This window comes from Stenotrophomonas sp. 71799_Sma (assembly GCF_056482505.1).
Genome location: NZ_CM151202.1, coordinates 4,410,471 through 4,426,543, shown reverse-complemented (window position 1 = coordinate 4,426,543; position 16,073 = coordinate 4,410,471). Strand labels below are relative to the sequence as shown.

Genomic DNA, 16,073 nt, shown 5'->3' with positions numbered 1-16,073 from the left:
CCGATGTTCGCTGAATTGATTGCGCGCGCCTGCAGTGGCGCGATCCATGTAGTGACCGGCGCCCGCGCGCTGTGGATCGGCTGTGCGCCGTCCAGCGAACGGCGCGTGTATTACGGCAACCACGCCAGCCATGGTGACTTCGTGCTGATCTGGTCGTCGATGCCACCGGCACTGCGGCGCCAGGTGCGCCCGGTGGCCGCGGCCGAATACTGGCAGCGCGATGGCCTGCGTCGCTACCTGATCGATGCGGTGTTCAACGGCGTGCTGGTCGAGCGCGAGGCCGGCCATCGCCAGCAGGATCCACTGCAGGCCCTGCGTGACGCGGTGGACGAAGACTGCTCGCTGATTCTGTTTCCGGAAGGTACCCGCAACGTGGGCGAAGAGCCGCTGCTGCCGTTCAAGAGCGGCATCTATCACCTGGCACGGCAACGCCCGGAGCTGGAATTCGTACCGGTGTGGATCGACAACCTGAAGCGGGTGATGCCCAAGGGCCGGTTCCTGCCGCTGCCGCTGCTGTGCACGGCCACCTTCGGTACGCCGCTGCGGCTGCAGGCCGACGAGGACAAGGCCGCCTTCCTGGCCCGCAGCCGGCAGGCGCTGCTGGACCTGGCGCCGAACGGGGGCAGGGCATGAGCTTCCTGATCGATGTGTCCGGCGACCTGGCCACGCAGAGTGTCGGCCAGCAGACCGGCCTGCTGTTTGCTGGCGTGGGTGCGGTGCTGGTGCTGGCCACGCTGGTGGCCGAGACATTGCGCTGGCGCCAGCGTGGGCAGCCCAGCGCGGTGATCGCCAACCTGGTCTCGCGCATCCGCGCGTGGTGGGTGATGGCGATCGTGGTCGGGCTGGCGCTGTTCTTCGGTCGTGCCGGGGTGATCGTGCTGTTCGCGATCATCTCGCTGTTCGCACTGCGCGAGTTCATCACCCTGGCGCCGACCCGCTCGGGCGACTACTACGCGCTGCTGGCCGCGTTCTACATCGTGCTGCCGTGGCAGTACTACCTGGTCTGGATCGACTGGTACGGCATGTACACGCTGTTGATTCCGGTCTATGCGTTCCTGTTACTGCCGATCCTGTCGACCATTGGCGGTGATACCACGCACTACCTGGAGCGGACCGCGAAGGTGCAGTGGGGATTGATGATCTGCGTGTTCTGCATCTCGCATGTGCCGCTGCTGCTGAACCTGCACGTGCCCGGCCATGACCCGTCGCGCAACGTGCTGCTGTTCGCCTTCCTGGTGATCGTGGTGCAGTCTTCGGACGTGCTGCAGTACATCTGGGGCAAGTTGCTGGGCAGGCATCTGATTGCGCCGAAGCTGTCGCCGTCGAAGACGGTGGAGGGCTTCGTGGGCGGTGTGCTGAGTGCCAGTGCGCTGGGTGCGGCGCTGTGGTGGATCACCCCGTTCACGCCGCTGCAGGCGTTCGGCCTGTCGCTGCTGATCAACCTGATGGGGTTCTGGGGCGGCCTGGTGATGTCGGCGATCAAGCGCGACCGTGGCATCAAGGACTGGGGCCACATGATCGAGGGTCATGGCGGCATGCTCGACCGGCTTGACTCGGTATGCTTCGCCGCGCCGGTGTTCTTCCATGTGGTGCGGTACTACTGGAAGGCGGGCGGCGGCGGTTGATTCTGCCGGCTTCCATCCACGCATGGCGTGGATCTACTGGCGGGCGGGGGCGGTTTACTCTGCCGGGCTTTCATCCACGCATGGCGTGGATCTACCGGTAGTGCCGGCCGCTGGCCGGGCACTGCAACATCCTGCCGTCGTTCATGGGGTTGCCGGCCAGCGGCCGGCACTACCCTCGTGCGCGCTTACGCGCTGATGCCGTATTCCTTCAGCTTCTTGCGCAGGGTGGCACGGTGGATGCCCAGCATCGCGGCGGCGCGGCTCTGGTTGCCTTCGCAGTGATTGAGCACTTCCACGAACAGCGGAATCTCCATCTCGCGCAGCACGATCTCGTAGACATCGTCCGCATCGCAGCCATCAAGGTCACGCAGGTAGCGGCGCACGGACTGGGCGACGTGTTCACGCAGCGGTGGCCGGGGAGCGCCACGACTGTTGTCAGGACGAGAAAGGACAGCGTTCAAGGGGGGTTCCCGATTCGGTTGGCCCGTGCGCGCGGAGCGCGCGGCCGGACGAGGTGGTGGCGGCCAGTCTAGCGCGAGCGTGCCCGGCCTGCCACGGCTGGTCGCCTCTCCCCGGTCAGAGGAAGTCGAAGGTGAATGCGACGGTGGACGCAGCGGGCTCCTGCAACCGGAAGGCGACGCGCGCGCTCTGGCCCGGTTCCAGCAGGGCTGCACCGGGGTTCTCGCCCAGGTACTGCGCGGGCGTGAACACGCCGCTGCCGATCACCCGGCCATCGGCATCGGACAATGACAACCGCAGGTCCGGCCACGCCTGTGCCCAGCGCGCATCGTTGCGGATGCTGGCCTGTACCTGCAGCACACCGGCCTGGCCCGGCAGGGGGCGGATCTCGCGGCTGGTCATGGTGAACGCAGCGGGTTCGTGCCAGGCAGGCAGGCTGCAGCGCAGCACGCCGCACAGCGTGCCCAGCCATGCGCGGTTGCCGGCGTCGGCGGCCAGCCGCGCGCGGTCGGCCAGCACGCTCTGCAGTACCAGCAGCAATGCCAGCCCGGCGACCAGCAGCCAGTGCCAGCGGGGTGTTGGCAGCGTGCGCGTGCGCGCGCTGCCGAGGAAGCTGGGGGCATCACTGGCGACCGCCGTTGCCTGCACCGCGACCGGCGCCGGTTCGATGGCCGCTGCTTCATCAACGATGACAACGTCATCGTCGTGTCGCATCTCTGTCGCCGGTGGGCGTACCAGGTCGATGGGCTCGGCCTGCATCTGCTCCACAGGCGTTGCGTGCCGGGCTTCGTCCTGCATGCGCGCATCGGTCGCACGCGCATCGGTCGCAGGCGCAGGCTCACCCTCCGGCGTCGTGCGCAGGAAGGTGGCCAGGGGACGGCGCGGTGGGTTCGGCTCGGACATGCTCAGGGCGCGGGCTCGGATCCAGCGGTCATTCAACCACGATCAGGCGCGGCGCACGCCGGTGATGCGCATCCAGTCGCCATCCTGGGTGGCCTGCAGATCGTCGAACCATGCTGCATAGCGCTGCAGCAGTTCGCCTTCCTGGCCATGCAGGATGCCGGACAGGGCGATGCGGCCACCGGCAGCAACGCGCGCAGCCAGCAGTTCGGCCAGCGCATCCAGCGCCGAGGCGAGGATGTTGGCGACCACGATCGGATAGGTCGCGACCGGTTCGTCCTGCGGCAGGTACACATGCATGCGGGCCTGCTCGCCGTTGCGCTCGGCATTGTCGGCGGTGGCGACCAGGGCCTGCGGATCGTTGTCCACGCCGATGGCTTCGGCGGCGCCCAGCTTCAGCGCGGCCAGTGCGAGGATGCCCGAGCCGCAACCGAAGTCGAGCACGCGCTGGCCCTGCAGCAGGCCATCGACCGCCAACTGGTCCAGCCAGCGCAGGCACAGTGCGGTGGTCGGGTGGGTGCCCGAACCGAACGCCAGGCCCGGGTCCAGCCGCACCACGGCGGCATCGGCGGCCAGTGCGGCCTCCGGCAGTTCATGGTTCCACGGCACGATCCAGGTACGGTTGCCGAAGTCCATCGGCTGGAACTGGTCGAGCCAGGCACGTTCCCAGTCTTCATCCTCGACAGCGCGGAAGCTGCCGCTGCTCCAGTCCAGCTCCGGATCGAAGGATTCCAGTGCGGCCAGCAGCAACAGCGCGTTGCTGTCGGCGGGGAACAGCGCGCTCAGCACCAGCGTGTCCCACAGCGGGGTCTCGCCCACGCCCGGTTCGAGAATGGCCTGTTCGTTGCTGGTATCGGCCTCGGCATCGAGCAGGGTCACGGCCAGTGCACCAACGTCCTCCAGCGCATTTTCATAGCGGGGCTGGGTGGCTTCGGTGCAGCGCAGGGTCAGTTCCAGGAACGGCATGGTGGTGGGGGCAATCGCGGGAAAGGGGGCCATGCTAGACCATCGGGGCGTCTCCGTATTGCCTGAGATGCCGCTACGAGATGAACGAAGCCCGTTCAGACAGGCCCGTCGGGCCTTGCTAAACTTCGTGCTTTCCTATCCGCCGCATCGCCTACCGCCGCCGATGGCCTTCGCTCCGACCCTGAAAACCTGGTTGCTCGTACTGCCGGCTGTGGCCGTGCTGGGCGTGGCCGGTTATCGGGCCAGCGGCCATGCTGCGACGTCTTCGGTAGCGTCGGCGGATCTGGCAGGTGCGGTCGCGGCCGCTGACAGTGCGGCGCCGCTGCCGGTGATGCCGGAGGCGCTCGCGCGCCGCCTGGCACCCTTCGAGCGTGGCAACGCATTGCCGTCCGGGCTGCCCCTGGATCTCCGCGCCGATATCGAAGACGCCACCGACCTGTATGCCTATGCTCAGCGGTTGCGTGCCCAGGCGGACGAAGGCAACCACGAGGCGCGCTGGATGCTCAGCCGTGTCTATGACTATTGCGCGCAGTACGCGGTCGATCCGGGTGGCTACCGCTTGGACAACAACGTGCTGGCCGGGCTGGGCCTGACCGCCGCACTGGCGATGGTGCAGGCGCGCGAACGCGTCGCGCAGCGTTGTGGTGGTTTCGTGCCGGGCGACAAGCTGGGCACGGCCTTGGTGCTGTCCGAACGTCGCAAGGCGGCCGCACAAGGCAATCTGGCTGCTGAGGCTGCGTTGTTCGCCGAGGGCGAACCGCTGCAGGACAGCCCCGAGTACCGCCGTGACCTGGTTGAACGGGTGCGCACCTCGCGCGACCCGGAGGCCTTCATGGCGATCGCACCGGGCATGGGCGTGCGCGCCTCGGGTGACCGCGCGCTCAACGGCCTGGTGGCGGGCGAGCAGCTCAGTGAACTCGCATGGCGGCTTGCGGCCTGCGAACTCGGTCTACCGTGTGGGGCAGACAGTGTGCTGGTCAACAGTTTTTGTGCGAACGGAGGGATCTGTTCGCAGGATGGTACGCAGGATTTCCGGGATTTCGTGTATGACGCTGCGGTATCGCGGCAGGGCGCTGGGAAGATGAAGGAATGGATCAAGCGATTGGTTGGAAAGAGGAACGAGCAATGAACTACCGCCGATTCCTGCACGGGGCCAAGTTCTGGTTCTGGGTGGCCCTGTTCGTGGCCTACTCGGCCGGCGCGGTTGGCCTGTTGATGATCGATACCTATGAAGATCGCTACCGGCATCTGTCGAAGGTGGAACTGACCACGGTGAAGGCGCAGGAAGACGTGCGCCGTGCCGGTGCCAGCCAGGTGGCCGCGGTCTATCGCGCGCAGAGTGGCATGCCGTTCGCGTCGCTGCCGGCGGGCAGCACCTTCCAGGTGGTGTGGCCGGATGGTTCGACCGAGACCATGGTGATCGTCGACCCGACGTCGCCCAATGGCGTGCGTCCGCTGGCGAACTCGCAGATTCCGGCCGAAGCTGCCGACAAGCGCTGATGCGCCTGCTGTAGCGCCGAGCCCACGCTCGGCTGAGCTTTCCGGCAAGCCGAGCATGGGCTCGGCGCTGCAGCAACAGAAAAGGGCGGGGATATCCCCGCCCTTTTCATGTCCAGCACGTGGCGCCGATCAGGTCAGCGCGATCGGCTTGTTCTTGCGTTCGGCCAGGCGCTTTTCCAGGTAGTGGATGTTCTGGCCACCGGCCTGGAAGCCCTTGTCGCGCATGATCCGCTGCTGCAGGGCGACGTTGGTCTTGATGCCATCGACCACCATTTCGCTCAGTGCCACCCGCATGCGGGCAATGGCGGTTTCGCGGTCCGGGCCGTGCACGATCAGCTTGCCGATCATCGAGTCGTAGTTCGACGGCACGCGGTAGCCACTGTAGATGTGGGTGTCCACGCGCACGCCGGGGCCGCCCGGCGGATGGAAGCCGGTGATGGTGCCCGGGCTCGGCACGAAGGTTTCAGCATCTTCGGCGTTGATGCGGCACTCGATGGCATGGCCGGTCAGCACCACGTCGCTCTGCTTGATCGACAGCTTCTGGCCGGCGGCGATCTTCAGCTGCTCGGCCACCAGGTCGATGCCGGTGACCATTTCGGTGACCGGATGTTCCACCTGGATGCGGGTGTTCATTTCGATGAAGTAGAAGCGGCCGTCCTCGTACAGGAACTCGAACGTGCCGGCACCACGGTAGCCGATGCGTACGCAGGCTTCGGTGCAGACCTTGCCGATCTGCTCGCGCTGCTCGGCAGTGATGCCCGGTGCCGGCGCTTCTTCCACCACCTTCTGGTGGCGGCGCTGCATCGAGCAGTCACGCTCGCCCAGGTGGATGGCGTTGCCCTGGCCGTCGGCCAGTACCTGGATTTCCACGTGGCGCGGGTTCTCCAGGAACTTCTCCATGTAGACCTCGCCATTGCCGAACGCGGCCTTGGCCTCGCTCTTGGTGGTTTCGATCGAGGTCTTCAGCGAGGCTTCGGCGTGCACCACGCGCATGCCGCGGCCACCGCCACCACCGGCCGCCTTGATGATGACCGGGTAGCCGATCTCACGGGCGATCTTGGTGTTGGCGACGATGTCTTCGCCCAGCGGGCCGCCCGAGCCGGGCACGCACGGCACGCCGGCGGACTTCATCGCGCGGATGGCTTCGACCTTGTCACCCATCATGCGGATGGTGTCGGCCTTGGGGCCGATGAAGATGAAACCGGACTCTTCCACGCGCTCGGCGAAGTCGGCGTTCTCCGACAGGAAGCCGTAGCCCGGGTGGATGGCCTGGGCGTCGGTGACTTCCGCCGCGGCGATCAGTGCCGGGATGTTGAGGTAGCTCTGCGGCGACGGCGCCGGACCGATGCAGACCGACTCGTCGGCCATGGCCACGTGCTTGAGGTTGCGGTCGACCGTGGAATGCACGGCCACCGTGCGGATGCCGAGGGTGTGGCACGCGCGCAGGATGCGCAGCGCGATTTCCCCTCGGTTGGCGATGACGACTTTGTCGAGCATGGCGTGCCCCTCAGCCGATCACGAACAGCGGCTGGTCGAATTCGACCGGCTGGCCGTTCTCGCCGAGGATGGCGACGATGGTGCCGGACTTGTCGGCTTCGATCGGGTTGAACATCTTCATCGCTTCGATGATGGCCAGGGTCTCGCCTTCCTTGACCTGCTGGCCAACGCTGACGAACGCAGGCTTGTCCGGGGCGGACGACGCGTAGAAGGTGCCGACCATCGGCGAGCGCAGCACGTGGCCTTCCGGCAGCGCCGGGCCCGGCTTGGCGGTGCCACCGGTGGAGGCTTCGGTCGGCGACTGCATCGGCATCGCCTGCGGCGCCGGAGCGGCCGGAGCGGCGTACACCGGGGCGGCGACCGGGGCGGCATAGCCGGCCACCGGGGCGCGCGACAGGCGCACCGACTCTTCGCCTTCCTTGATTTCGATTTCAGCCAGGTTCGACTCTTCCAGCAGGTCGATCAGCTTCTTGATTTTGCGGAGATCCATGGTGGCCTCTTTGCTCTTGATGTCAGTGTGGTGGGAAGCGCATCGCGCTCGGGTCAAAGCAGTTCGTAGAACTCGCGCAGCTGCCGCGTACGGTCGCGCGTCTGGGTGATCAGGCACTGCATCTTCGCAGGGTTGCGCGAGGTGCCGTCTGCATTGAAGGCGTAGACTGCCTCGCAGTCTGCATCGCGCAGGGTTATCCAGATGCGCTGGGCCTTCACCAGCTGCTGTTCGGCCGCTGCGCAGCGACTGCAGCTGCCATCGGCGGCCTGCGCCTTCAGTTCGCCGCGCGCCTGGACGTAAACGGCGTTCAATGCGCTGTCGGCGTCATCCAGGCGATCGGAATCGCACATGTCGCGCTCGTAGCCGCCGGTCGCCTGCGCGCAATCAATGCCGGCGGCCGCGCGCTCGGCGGCGACGCTGGCGCCGCACACGCCGGCCCACAGCACGATGCAGGCAAGCACTCTTGGGAGCATCTTCACGCGCGGGCCGCCTGCACGCGCAGCAGCGCCGCGTCCATCGCGTAGCGGTAGCTGTCGGCGCCGAAACCGCAGACCACGCCCACGGCTTTGTCACTGAAGTAGCTGTGCTGGCGGAACGGTTCGCGGGTATGCGGGTTGGACAGGTGGATCTCGATGAACGGCACCGCCACCGCCGCCAGCGCATCGCGCAGGGCGACCGAGGTGTGGGTGAAGGCGGCGGGGTTGATCAGGATGAAAGCGGTTCCGTCGTCGCGTGCGGCCTGCACGCGGTCCACCAGCACGTGCTCGGCATTGGACTGCAGGCTCTCCACCGCGTGCCCGGCAGCCGAGGCCTGGGCGGCCAGCGCCTGGTCGATGTCGGCCAGCGTGGTGTGGCCGTAGACCTCCGGCTCGCGGGTGCCGAGCAGGTTGAGGTTGGGGCCGTGCAGGACCAGCAGCTTCGCCATGGGATCCGGAAGACGGGAAAGGGCGGCAGTCTGGCGGAACCGGCGGATGCTGTCCAGTTCGGCGAAGTTTGCAGCGTTTCAATCGATTGTTTGAAATTCCCCGGAGGGCTTGCGGCCGTATGGCGGGCGCTGGATCAAGGCGCGCTGAACGCCGTGCAGCTGGGGGATGCGTGCACGTAGGCCGACGATGGCGGCAGGCCGGGCGATGACCGATGCCGCAACGGGCGGTGATGCGGTAGATCCGCGCCATGCGTGGATGAAGGAAGTTCGGTGCGCAGCAGGCTACGCACCCACCGAGGGGCAGCCCAAGGTCCGCTGCACGCCACCCACCGCCCCCGCCACGCACCCGCTCACGTCTCCAGCGGCACCGTCGGCACCACGTTCGGGAACACCTCCTCCAAGGGCTCCCGTTCCCCCGGCTTCGGTGCCGGCCAGTTGTAGGCGTTCACCGGCTGCGCGCGGTTCACCCACAACGCGTAATACAGATGGTCGGCGCGGCCATCACCGGTATTGGGGTGGATCAGGATGGTCAGGCCCAGGCTGTTGAGCTGCAACCAGGGCACCAGCACCGGCAGCAGGTCGTTGGTGAAGCCGAAATAGAACGACGGGGTGACGTGCGGTCCGCGTGGTTCCAGGTTCCAGTTGCCCAGCTCCACCGGGAAGCGCTCGGCCGCCCAGCGCCGCAGCAGCGCAGCTTTCTCGAAGCTGTCCTCGTCGAAGTAGATATGCGCGTGATAGCTCTTGATGTCGGTGTAGGCACGTGGGGTCGCGGGCAGGGTGGCCTCCCCGGGACGCACGCTGGCTGGGCGCGGGGTCGGTTCGCTGGCGGTGACCTGGCCCCAGGGGCTGCTGCCCTTCACCGGCGGCGGGACGATGGCACGGAAGCCGGGGCGCCCGGGTTCGGTGGTGTTCACCGTGCTTTCGCCGCGCGGGGCTGCGGCGGCGGTCGACGCACTGGCCAGGCCGCCGGCGGCCAGACCGGCCGATGCGATCAGGCGGCGGCGTGTGGGCGAAAGCAGGTCGGCCCAGTGGGCGTCATCGTCGCCGGCGTCGATCAAGGTCAGCGGGTCCGGGTGCATGAAGGGCTCCGTGGCGGCATCGTGTGGGCAGGCAAGCACGCTCGGGCACCTGCATCCACAGCGTCCAATAAGCAGGTGGCATCACCTCATGCAGGTTTGCGCCGTCGTCGTTGAGCCCGGCTGCAGGGCGGGCTAGGGTGCAGGTCTGCCGCCCCGGAGCCCGCCATGACCTCGCCCGATGCCGATACCCAACGCAAGCGCGCGGCCTTCCGCCAGCTGCATGCAGCAGGGTGCTTCGTACTGCCCAATCCATGGGACGTGGGCAGTGCGCGCTACCTGTAGCGGCAGGGCTTCCAGGCACTGGCCACGACCAGTGCCGGCTGTGCCTGGAGCGAAGGGCGGCCGGACGGAGCGGTTTCGCTGCAGGCCACGCTGGACCATCTGCGCCTGATGGCGGCAGCGACGCCGCTGCCGTTGAACGCCGATTTCGGCGATGGTTTCGGTGATACGCCGCAGAAGGTGCAGGAGGCGGTGGCCGCAGCGATCGACACCGGCATCGCGGCGTTGTCGATCGAGGATGCCAGCGGCGTCGCCGATGCACCGCTGCGTCCGATCGATCAGGCGGTGGAGCGCCTGCGCGCTGCCCGTGCAGCCATCGACCGCGCGGGCGGCGACGTGCTGCTGGTTGGCCGTGCCGAGAACTTCTTCGTCGGCGTGCCGGATCTGCCGGACACCCTGCAACGCCTGCGCGCCTATGCCGAGGCCGGTGCAGATGTGCTGTATGCACCTGGCATCAGCACGCGCGAGCAGATCAGCGCGGTGGTCGCCGCTGCGGGGCTGAAGCCGGTGAACCTGCTGGTTGGTGGGCCAACACCGCTGAGCCTGCAGGACATCGCCGCACTCGGCGTGCGCCGGGTCAGCCTGGGCGGTGCGCTGGCGCGTGCGGCGTGGGGTGGGCTGATGCAGGCGACCCAGCCGATCGTGCAGGACGGCCGCTTCGATGGCCTGCAGCAGGCGGCTTCCGGGGCCGCGTTGAACGCGCTGTTCCGTTGAGGGAAACGCCGGCACTGGCCCAGGCCAGCAGACGGAAGTAGATCCACGCCATGCGTGGATGGATGCGCCTGCGATTACAGCGCTTCCATTCCACCCTTGGGCAGCGTCACCCCAGGCTCCAACGCCGGCAGCAGTTGCCGCAGCAGCGCGGGATTGTCCAGCAACGCAGCACCGTCAATGAAACTCCATTGGGCTGTGCCGACGCGGCGCACGGCGAGCATGAACGAGGTGCTGCGCATCGGCGCCTCGCGCACGCGCAGCAGCGACTGGCGTGGCACGAAGCAGACTTCCTCATCACCGGCTGCATAGGTGCGGCCCGGCACGCCGGCCTCGTCGCTGATGATGGTGACCCCGGCCTTGCGCAGCTCTTTCAGGGTGTCGCGAGTCATACGCGCATAGGCCTCATCGCCCCCGGCCAGGCGCTTCAGGCTGGGATGGGTTCGGGCGATGATCAACTCGGCATCGCCGCGGGCGAATGCGCCCATCATCGCCTGCACGTCCTGGCGCAATGCGGCTGAGTCTTCCGGACTGAGCTCACCGGCCAGCGCTGGCGCAACGGCCATTGCCATCGGCAGGGCCAGCAGAAGGGCGAGCAGGTATCGGTGCATCGTCGGGTATCTCAGCGGGAACCGCCGCACTATACGGCGGATGCGGAAACAGCGTCCCACGCATGGCGCTGGTGTCCCGGGCGTCATTAACTACTATTGGTAGGTAGTGAATTCCGGACATCCCCCATGCACACCCTCATCGTTACCGCCCATCCTGAATCCGCCGCGTTGACCCATGCCATCGCCAGGCGCATCGGCGAAGCCATCACCGCAACGGATGCCGCCAATACCGTGACCCATGCCGATCTGATGGCCGAAGGCTTCGATCCGCGCTTCAACACGCACGACCAGGCGCTGTTCCGTGGCACCGGCGCACCTCCAGCCGACGTCGCCGCCGAGCAGGCGCGGCTGGATGCTGCCGACACGCTGGTACTGGTCTACCCGCTGTACTGGTGGTCGTTCCCCGCGCTGCTGAAGGGCTGGATCGATCGCGTGTTCACCCAGGGCTGGGCCTACCAGGACGGTGCAGACGGCAAGGTGCAGAAGAAGCTGCAGCGGTTGCGCGTGCACCTGGTCGGCATCGGTGGAGCCGGCGCGGACATGGTCGAACGTCGTGGCTACGGCGCGGCGATGAAGACGCAGATCGACATGGGCATCTTCGACTACTGCGGCGCGCGCGTGCTGACGTCAGACCTGCTGCTGGATGCCGATACCGGTGCGGCCGAAACGCATCTGCAGACCGCGCTGGCGATCGGCCGTAAAATCGGAACTCCGATGCACTGATCGCCGTGTTCCGCCGATGCCTGCCAACGCCGCTCCCACGCGCCGCCGATTGACCCGCGAGCAACGCGCCCGCCAGTTGCTGGACGTGGCCTGGGCGCTGGTTGGCGAAGAAGGCACCGACGCGTTGACCCTGGGTCGGCTGGCCGAGGCCGCGGGCGTGACCAAGCCGGTGGCCTACGATCACTTCGTGACCCGCAACGGCCTGCTGGCCGCGCTCTACGATGACTACGACGGTCGCCAGACGGTGGTCTTCAACGAGCGCATCGGCCGCGCACGGGCGCAGTTGGCCGATCGTGCGGCGGCCATCGCCTCCGGCTACATCGACTGCATCCTCAGCCAGGGCAGTGAAGTGCAGGGCATCCTCGCCGCGCTGGTGGGCGCTCCGGAACTGCACGAGGTACGGCGGCGTTACCAGCAGGATTTCATCGACAACTGCGACGCCTGGCTGGGCCCGTTTGCTGCCGACGGCACGGTATCGCTGGCGGGACGCTGGGCGATTCTCGGTGCGGCCGAAGCCCTGTCCGAAGCCGTGGCAGCAGGCGCGCTGGACAAGGCCGCAGCCGAAGCCGAGCTGCAGCGGCTGATCGTGGCAACGGTCAAGCGACGCTGAGCCGCTCAGGCGTCGGCGGTGCTGTCGGCCAGCGCCGCGAACCCGGCGGCCAGCCGCTCGCGCACAAGGCCATCGCGTGCGTCGCGGCTTTCAGAACCCAGCACCACGGTGATCAGGCGTACCGGCTGATCCCGCCCGGGCACTGCCCGGCAGGCGGTGGCGGCCAGGCAGAAGCCTGCGGCCTGGGTGTAGCCGGTCTTCAAGCCATCCACGCCGTCATCGCCAAGCAGGGCGTTCTGGTTGCTGCGGCTGAAGCTGCCGTGCGCGAACACGCGCTGCGCGGTGATCGCCAGGATCTGCGGATGATCGTTCAACAGGCAGGCGGCCAGCACCGCCATGTCGCGCGCGCTGGACGCATGGTGCGGGGTGGTGATGCCGGACACGCTGGCGAACCAGCTGCTGCGCAGGCCGAGCTGGCGCGCGTGCCGGTTCATGCGCTCCAGGAACGCAGGCTGTGATCCGTCCAGATGGCGCGCGATGGCCAGCGCCGCGTCATTGCCGGAGACGATCATCAGTCCTTCCAGCAGGCGCGCGAGGGTGACTGTTTCACCGGGCACCAGGCCCATGCGTGTTTCATCATCGGCCACCGCGTGCACATCCCCGGTGGCGATGGTGACCGCTTCGTCCCACGCGCCTCCGTTCTCTTCGACGCATTCGTACGCCGCATAGGCGGTCATCAGCTTGGTCAGCGAGGCCGGTTGCCTGGCGATGTCCGCGTTGTGCTGGTGCATCACCGCGAACGTTGCCGCATCGAGGGTGATGGAGGACAGCGGTGCACGCGCAGGAGCAGGAGACGGCATGGAAGGGCCGATGGAGGAGGGCCTGCAGGATAGCCCGCGGCGGCTGCATGAAGCTGCAATATTGCAACGATATAACGTATCGACATTGTGGGCCGCCGATGGCCCGACGGGACACCCGATGACTGCACGCATTCCACGCCGCTGGCTTCATTCTTCGTTGCTGCTCGCGCTGGCCGCACTTGGCGGCTGCCAGCCCAATCTGCGCGCCGAGGCTGTTGCTTCCGGCCCAGCGCGCCCGCACAACGTGATCGTGATGATCAACGACGGTGCCGGTTGGGGCACCTGGGACGCCGCCGCCTACTGGCAATACGGCAGCCGCGAACGGGCGCCGTATGCGGATTTTCCGCAGCGCCTGGCGGTAACCACCTTCCCGTTGAATGCCAGCAGCCAGCCGACCCGCGACAACGCGCAGACCTTGGGCTACGACGCGGGCAAGGCCTGGGATGACACGCCGGTTCCTGCGCAGGACCTGCCGTTTGCGGGCTACCAGTACCTGGCTGCGGTGGCTACCGACAGTGCGGCGGCGGGCACCGCGTTGTCCTCGGGCATCAAGACCTACAACAACGCCATCAACTTCAACAACGATGGCAATCCGGTCGAGTTCAATACGCTGCGCGCCAAGCGGCTGGGCATGGCCACCGGCGTGGTGACTTCGGTACCGTTCGCGCATGCCACGCCGGCCGCGTTCGCGGCGCAGAACGAATCGCGCAACAACTATCACGCCATCGCCCATCAGATGCTGGCGCAGGGGCATATGGATCTGGTGATGGGCACCGGAGGCCCGGGCTACAGCGTTGATGGTCGCGCCTGTGACGAGAGTGCCGGCGCGGCCAAGGCCGAGGGCTGCGCGAACCCGTGGGAATGGGTGTCGCAGCAGGATTGGCAGCAGCTGGAAGCGGGCAGCACCATCGGCGGCAATCCGTCGGGGCCGTGGCGCCTGATCCGCAGCAAGGAAGCGTTCGCCGCGCTGGCGCAGGGACGGTTGCCGGCAGACCGGCCGCTGATCGGCGTGCCGCGCGTGGCCAACACGCTGCAGCAGGCGCGCCAGCTGCAGGTGCTGGGCAAGGATGCGGCCACACCTTCCGGTGTGAGGAAGATCGACAGCGTGCCGGATCTTGCGACCATGACCCGTGGTGCGCTGCAATTCCTGCAGCAGCGTTCGTCCAAGGGGCTGTTCCTGATGGTGGAAGGTGGCGCCACCGACTGGGCCGCCCATACCAGTGCCTGCGGCACTGAATGGCACTACGGCCAGTGCAGCGACCAGCCGCAGTACGGCCGGCTGATCGAGGAAACCGTGGAGTTCAACGACGCGGTGACAGCAGTGATCGAGTGGATCGAACGCAACGGTGGCTGGGAGCGCAACCTGCTGATCGTCACCACCGACCACGACAACAGCATGCCGATGGGCCCAGATGCACAGAACGTCGCCTTCGAGCCGGTGCGCAACAACGGCCGTGGGCGCATGCCGGGGATGAGCTTCCGTCCCACCGGCAACCATTCCAATGCGCTGGTGCCGTTGTGGGCCAAGGGCGCGGGCGCGGAGCTGCTGGGCCAGCGCGTGCGGGGCGTTGATGCCGGCTACCGTCAGCACGTGCGCTGGAACGACGGCAGTTACATCGACAACACCGACGTGGCTGCCGCGGTGCAGGAAGCGCTGCAGCGTTAGGGGTGTGCCGGCCGCTGGCTGGCAGCGGCAGGTTTCCCGGTCGACGAGGTTGCCGGCCAGCGGCCGGCACTACCGGGGGCGGTGCTGGGCGGCGGCGTCGGCGACGGGCTGGCCAGCTGGCGTGCCAGCTCGGCGCTGGCCACGTGGCCGTGCAGGAACAACAAGCCGCTGAAGATGTTCATGAGCGTGCCTCCACTTGAGTGGATTGCACGATACGGGCAGCATGGACAGGCAAAAAGCGACATTTCCGCAAGCATGCCTTGAGAGGAATTCAAGCCTGATGTCCCGCCCTCCGCTCCATGCCCTGCAGGGCTTCGTGGCTGCTGCCCGGCTCGGCAACCTGTCGCGTGCCGCCGCGTCGATGAATGTGACCGTCAGTGCGCTCAGCCATCAGATGCGGCAGCTGGAAGAACGGCTCGGGCAGCCGCTGCTGATCCGCCAGCCGCGTGGTGTCACCCTCACCCTTGAGGGGCAGCGCCTGCTCGACCAGGTCGGACCGCATCTGGATGCGATCAACGAAGCCTTCCAGCCCTATGCCGCACGTGCCGAGCACGTGCTGACGATCAGCGCGGTGCCGTCGATGGCGTCGGCCTGGCTGGTGCCGCGCCTGGGTCACTTCGTGGCCGAGCATCCACAGATCGAGATCAACCTGCAGTCGAGTGAACGCCTGATCGATTTCGAGCGGCAGCGCCAGTTCGACGCCGCGCTGCGTCTGGGCAGCGGGCAATGGCCGGGCCTGGTGGTGGAACCGCTGTTCGACGAGTGGCTGGTGCCGATGGCGAGCCCGGCGCTGATCGAACGCATAGGCGGCATTGACCGTGTGCCGTTGACCCGGTGGCCGCTGCTCGGTGATCCGGACGGCGCGTGGGGCGCCTGGTTCGCGTTGAGCGGGCAGAGCCCGCCGTCGCGTTTCGTGGCGGTGCTGGATGATTCGGAGGCGCACCATCGCGCCGCTCTGGATGGCGTGGGCGTAGCGCTCGGGCGGGTGACGCGGGCGCGGCTGCTGCTGGATTCGGGCCAGCTGGTTGCACTGTCCAGCCAGCGCCTGAAAACCGACTGGCCGCATTGGCTGGTGTACCCGCAGCGCTCGGCCAGCCATCGCGGCTTCCTCGCGTTCCGCGACTGGCTGCATGCGCAGGCCGCCGAGCATGTGCGGCACATGGCAGACGCACATCTATAGCGCCGAGCCATGCTCGACCATTGCATCTGGATCTGTAGCGTCGAGCCATGCT

19 protein-coding genes and 1 pseudogene are annotated in these 16,073 nt (G+C 67.4%); 9 read left to right on the top strand and 11 right to left on the bottom strand.

The window, feature by feature from the left end; genetic code table 11:
* The first annotated feature begins 3 nt into the window (after positions 1-3).
* Positions 4-633, top strand: coding sequence for a lysophospholipid acyltransferase family protein (locus ACZK4Z_RS20470; protein WP_032129554.1), 630 nt, complete (start codon positions 4-6; stop codon positions 631-633).
* A complete protein-coding gene (locus ACZK4Z_RS20465) occupies positions 630-1,625 on the top strand; it encodes a phosphatidate cytidylyltransferase (RefSeq protein WP_478451042.1) in 996 nt (331 codons plus the stop codon). Before ACZK4Z_RS20470 ends, ACZK4Z_RS20465 begins: the two co-directional genes overlap by 4 nt.
* A gap of 185 nt (positions 1,626-1,810) precedes the next feature.
* Here the strand turns inward: ACZK4Z_RS20465 and fis are convergent, their stop codons facing one another.
* From fis to prmA, 3 genes are all read right to left on the bottom strand, one after another.
* Complete coding sequence (gene fis, locus ACZK4Z_RS20460) at positions 1,811-2,086, bottom strand: DNA-binding transcriptional regulator Fis (RefSeq protein ID WP_005419706.1); 276 nt, start codon at positions 2,084-2,086, stop codon at positions 1,811-1,813.
* A gap of 115 nt (positions 2,087-2,201) precedes the next feature.
* The gene (locus ACZK4Z_RS20455) at positions 2,202-2,987 is read right to left on the bottom strand and encodes a DUF3426 domain-containing protein (protein ID WP_478451040.1); all 786 of its coding nucleotides are present in this window, start codon (positions 2,985-2,987) and stop codon (positions 2,202-2,204) included.
* A 42-nt stretch (positions 2,988-3,029) separates the two neighbouring features.
* Entirely contained in the window at positions 3,030-3,950 is a 921-nt protein-coding gene (gene prmA, locus ACZK4Z_RS20450; protein WP_346486886.1) for a 50S ribosomal protein L11 methyltransferase, read from the bottom strand.
* A 163-nt stretch (positions 3,951-4,113) separates the two neighbouring features.
* On the opposite strand from prmA, the gene ACZK4Z_RS20445 reads away from it, so the two are divergent.
* Both ACZK4Z_RS20445 and ACZK4Z_RS20440 read left to right on the top strand, forming a co-directional pair.
* Entirely contained in the window at positions 4,114-5,079 is a 966-nt protein-coding gene (locus tag ACZK4Z_RS20445; protein ID WP_478451564.1) for a hypothetical protein, read from the top strand.
* On the top strand, positions 5,076-5,450 hold the full coding sequence (locus ACZK4Z_RS20440) for a hypothetical protein (protein WP_010481078.1): 375 nt from the start codon (positions 5,076-5,078) through the stop codon (positions 5,448-5,450). The genes ACZK4Z_RS20445 and ACZK4Z_RS20440 overlap by 4 nt, the downstream gene beginning before the upstream one ends.
* A 129-nt stretch (positions 5,451-5,579) precedes the next feature.
* Here the strand turns inward: ACZK4Z_RS20440 and accC are convergent, their stop codons facing one another.
* From accC to ACZK4Z_RS20415, 5 genes are all read right to left on the bottom strand, one after another.
* Positions 5,580-6,947, bottom strand: a complete 1,368-nt coding sequence (gene accC, locus ACZK4Z_RS20435; protein WP_032129559.1) for an acetyl-CoA carboxylase biotin carboxylase subunit — start codon at positions 6,945-6,947, stop codon at positions 5,580-5,582.
* Positions 6,948-6,957: 10 nt separating this feature from the next.
* On the bottom strand, positions 6,958-7,437 hold the full coding sequence (accB, locus tag ACZK4Z_RS20430) for an acetyl-CoA carboxylase biotin carboxyl carrier protein (protein ID WP_032129560.1): 480 nt from the start codon (positions 7,435-7,437) through the stop codon (positions 6,958-6,960).
* Between the two features lie 53 nt (positions 7,438-7,490).
* Complete coding sequence (locus tag ACZK4Z_RS20425; RefSeq protein WP_097048608.1) at positions 7,491-7,916, bottom strand: lysozyme inhibitor LprI family protein; 426 nt, start codon at positions 7,914-7,916, stop codon at positions 7,491-7,493.
* Complete coding sequence (gene aroQ / locus ACZK4Z_RS20420; RefSeq protein WP_049423471.1) at positions 7,913-8,362, bottom strand: type II 3-dehydroquinate dehydratase; 450 nt, start codon at positions 8,360-8,362, stop codon at positions 7,913-7,915. Before aroQ ends, ACZK4Z_RS20425 begins: the two co-directional genes overlap by 4 nt.
* Before the next feature lie 350 nt (positions 8,363-8,712).
* Positions 8,713-9,441 carry a DOPA 4,5-dioxygenase family protein gene (locus ACZK4Z_RS20415; protein ID WP_049401742.1) on the bottom strand — a complete coding sequence of 243 codons (729 nt, stop codon included), beginning with the start codon at positions 9,439-9,441 and terminating at the stop codon, positions 8,713-8,715.
* A 165-nt stretch (positions 9,442-9,606) separates the two neighbouring features.
* Between ACZK4Z_RS20415 and ACZK4Z_RS20410 the strand changes: the two are divergent.
* Positions 9,607-10,434, top strand: a pseudogene (locus ACZK4Z_RS20410) (isocitrate lyase/PEP mutase family protein).
* Between the two features lie 74 nt (positions 10,435-10,508).
* Here ACZK4Z_RS20410 and ACZK4Z_RS20405 read toward each other — a convergent pair.
* A complete protein-coding gene (locus tag ACZK4Z_RS20405; RefSeq protein WP_180838671.1) occupies positions 10,509-11,042 on the bottom strand; it encodes a hypothetical protein in 534 nt (177 codons plus the stop codon).
* Between the two features lie 126 nt (positions 11,043-11,168).
* On the opposite strand from ACZK4Z_RS20405, the gene ACZK4Z_RS20400 reads away from it, so the two are divergent.
* Both ACZK4Z_RS20400 and ACZK4Z_RS20395 read left to right on the top strand, forming a co-directional pair.
* On the top strand, positions 11,169-11,765 hold the full coding sequence (locus ACZK4Z_RS20400; RefSeq protein ID WP_032129565.1) for an NAD(P)H-dependent oxidoreductase: 597 nt from the start codon (positions 11,169-11,171) through the stop codon (positions 11,763-11,765).
* A gap of 16 nt (positions 11,766-11,781) precedes the next feature.
* Positions 11,782-12,375, top strand: coding sequence for a TetR/AcrR family transcriptional regulator (locus ACZK4Z_RS20395; protein ID WP_180838672.1), 594 nt, complete (start codon positions 11,782-11,784; stop codon positions 12,373-12,375).
* 5 nt (positions 12,376-12,380) lie between these two features.
* Here ACZK4Z_RS20395 and ACZK4Z_RS20390 read toward each other — a convergent pair whose 3' ends face one another.
* Entirely contained in the window at positions 12,381-13,175 is a 795-nt protein-coding gene (locus tag ACZK4Z_RS20390) for a D-alanyl-D-alanine carboxypeptidase family protein (RefSeq protein ID WP_478451038.1), read from the bottom strand.
* 118 nt (positions 13,176-13,293) lie between these two features.
* On the opposite strand from ACZK4Z_RS20390, the gene ACZK4Z_RS20385 reads away from it, so the two are divergent.
* A complete protein-coding gene (locus ACZK4Z_RS20385; protein WP_253145243.1) occupies positions 13,294-14,841 on the top strand; it encodes an alkaline phosphatase in 1,548 nt (515 codons plus the stop codon).
* Here the strand turns inward: ACZK4Z_RS20385 and ACZK4Z_RS20380 are convergent.
* Positions 14,838-15,023: a hypothetical protein gene (locus ACZK4Z_RS20380; RefSeq protein WP_125895603.1), complete on the bottom strand. Its 186-nt coding sequence runs from the start codon at positions 15,021-15,023 to the stop codon at positions 14,838-14,840. The two genes, ACZK4Z_RS20385 and ACZK4Z_RS20380, sit on opposite strands and share 4 nt — an antisense overlap.
* A gap of 98 nt (positions 15,024-15,121) precedes the next feature.
* On the opposite strand from ACZK4Z_RS20380, the gene ACZK4Z_RS20375 reads away from it, so the two are divergent.
* Positions 15,122-16,021 (top strand): LysR substrate-binding domain-containing protein, encoded by a 900-nt coding sequence (locus tag ACZK4Z_RS20375; protein WP_478451037.1) that lies wholly within the window; start codon positions 15,122-15,124, stop codon positions 16,019-16,021.
* The last annotated feature ends 52 nt before the right edge of the window (positions 16,022-16,073 follow it).

What these genes read in the sequence shown, in the direction of transcription:
- ACZK4Z_RS20470 (WP_032129554.1), top strand. Translation starts at nt 4, where the DNA reads ATGTTCGCTGAATTGATTGCGCGCGCCTGCAGTGGCGCGATCCATGTA.
- ACZK4Z_RS20465 (WP_478451042.1), top strand. Translation starts at nt 630, where the DNA reads ATGAGCTTCCTGATCGATGTGTCCGGCGACCTGGCCACGCAGAGTGTC.
- ACZK4Z_RS20455 (WP_478451040.1), bottom strand. Translation starts at nt 2,987, where the DNA reads ATGTCCGAGCCGAACCCACCGCGCCGTCCCCTGGCCACCTTCCTGCGC.
- prmA (WP_346486886.1), bottom strand. Translation starts at nt 3,950, where the DNA reads ATGCCGTTCCTGGAACTGACCCTGCGCTGCACCGAAGCCACCCAGCCC.
- ACZK4Z_RS20445 (WP_478451564.1), top strand. Translation starts at nt 4,114, where the DNA reads ATGGCCTTCGCTCCGACCCTGAAAACCTGGTTGCTCGTACTGCCGGCT.
- ACZK4Z_RS20440 (WP_010481078.1), top strand. Translation starts at nt 5,076, where the DNA reads ATGAACTACCGCCGATTCCTGCACGGGGCCAAGTTCTGGTTCTGGGTG.
- accC (WP_032129559.1), bottom strand. Translation starts at nt 6,947, where the DNA reads ATGCTCGACAAAGTCGTCATCGCCAACCGAGGGGAAATCGCGCTGCGC.
- accB (WP_032129560.1), bottom strand. Translation starts at nt 7,437, where the DNA reads ATGGATCTCCGCAAAATCAAGAAGCTGATCGACCTGCTGGAAGAGTCG.
- aroQ (WP_049423471.1), bottom strand. Translation starts at nt 8,362, where the DNA reads ATGGCGAAGCTGCTGGTCCTGCACGGCCCCAACCTCAACCTGCTCGGC.
- ACZK4Z_RS20415 (WP_049401742.1), bottom strand. Translation starts at nt 9,441, where the DNA reads ATGCACCCGGACCCGCTGACCTTGATCGACGCCGGCGACGATGACGCC.
- ACZK4Z_RS20405 (WP_180838671.1), bottom strand. Translation starts at nt 11,042, where the DNA reads ATGCACCGATACCTGCTCGCCCTTCTGCTGGCCCTGCCGATGGCAATG.
- ACZK4Z_RS20400 (WP_032129565.1), top strand. Translation starts at nt 11,169, where the DNA reads ATGCACACCCTCATCGTTACCGCCCATCCTGAATCCGCCGCGTTGACC.
- ACZK4Z_RS20395 (WP_180838672.1), top strand. Translation starts at nt 11,782, where the DNA reads ATGCCTGCCAACGCCGCTCCCACGCGCCGCCGATTGACCCGCGAGCAA.
- ACZK4Z_RS20390 (WP_478451038.1), bottom strand. Translation starts at nt 13,175, where the DNA reads ATGCCGTCTCCTGCTCCTGCGCGTGCACCGCTGTCCTCCATCACCCTC.
- ACZK4Z_RS20385 (WP_253145243.1), top strand. Translation starts at nt 13,294, where the DNA reads ATGACTGCACGCATTCCACGCCGCTGGCTTCATTCTTCGTTGCTGCTC.
- ACZK4Z_RS20380 (WP_125895603.1), bottom strand. Translation starts at nt 15,023, where the DNA reads ATGAACATCTTCAGCGGCTTGTTGTTCCTGCACGGCCACGTGGCCAGC.
- ACZK4Z_RS20375 (WP_478451037.1), top strand. Translation starts at nt 15,122, where the DNA reads ATGTCCCGCCCTCCGCTCCATGCCCTGCAGGGCTTCGTGGCTGCTGCC.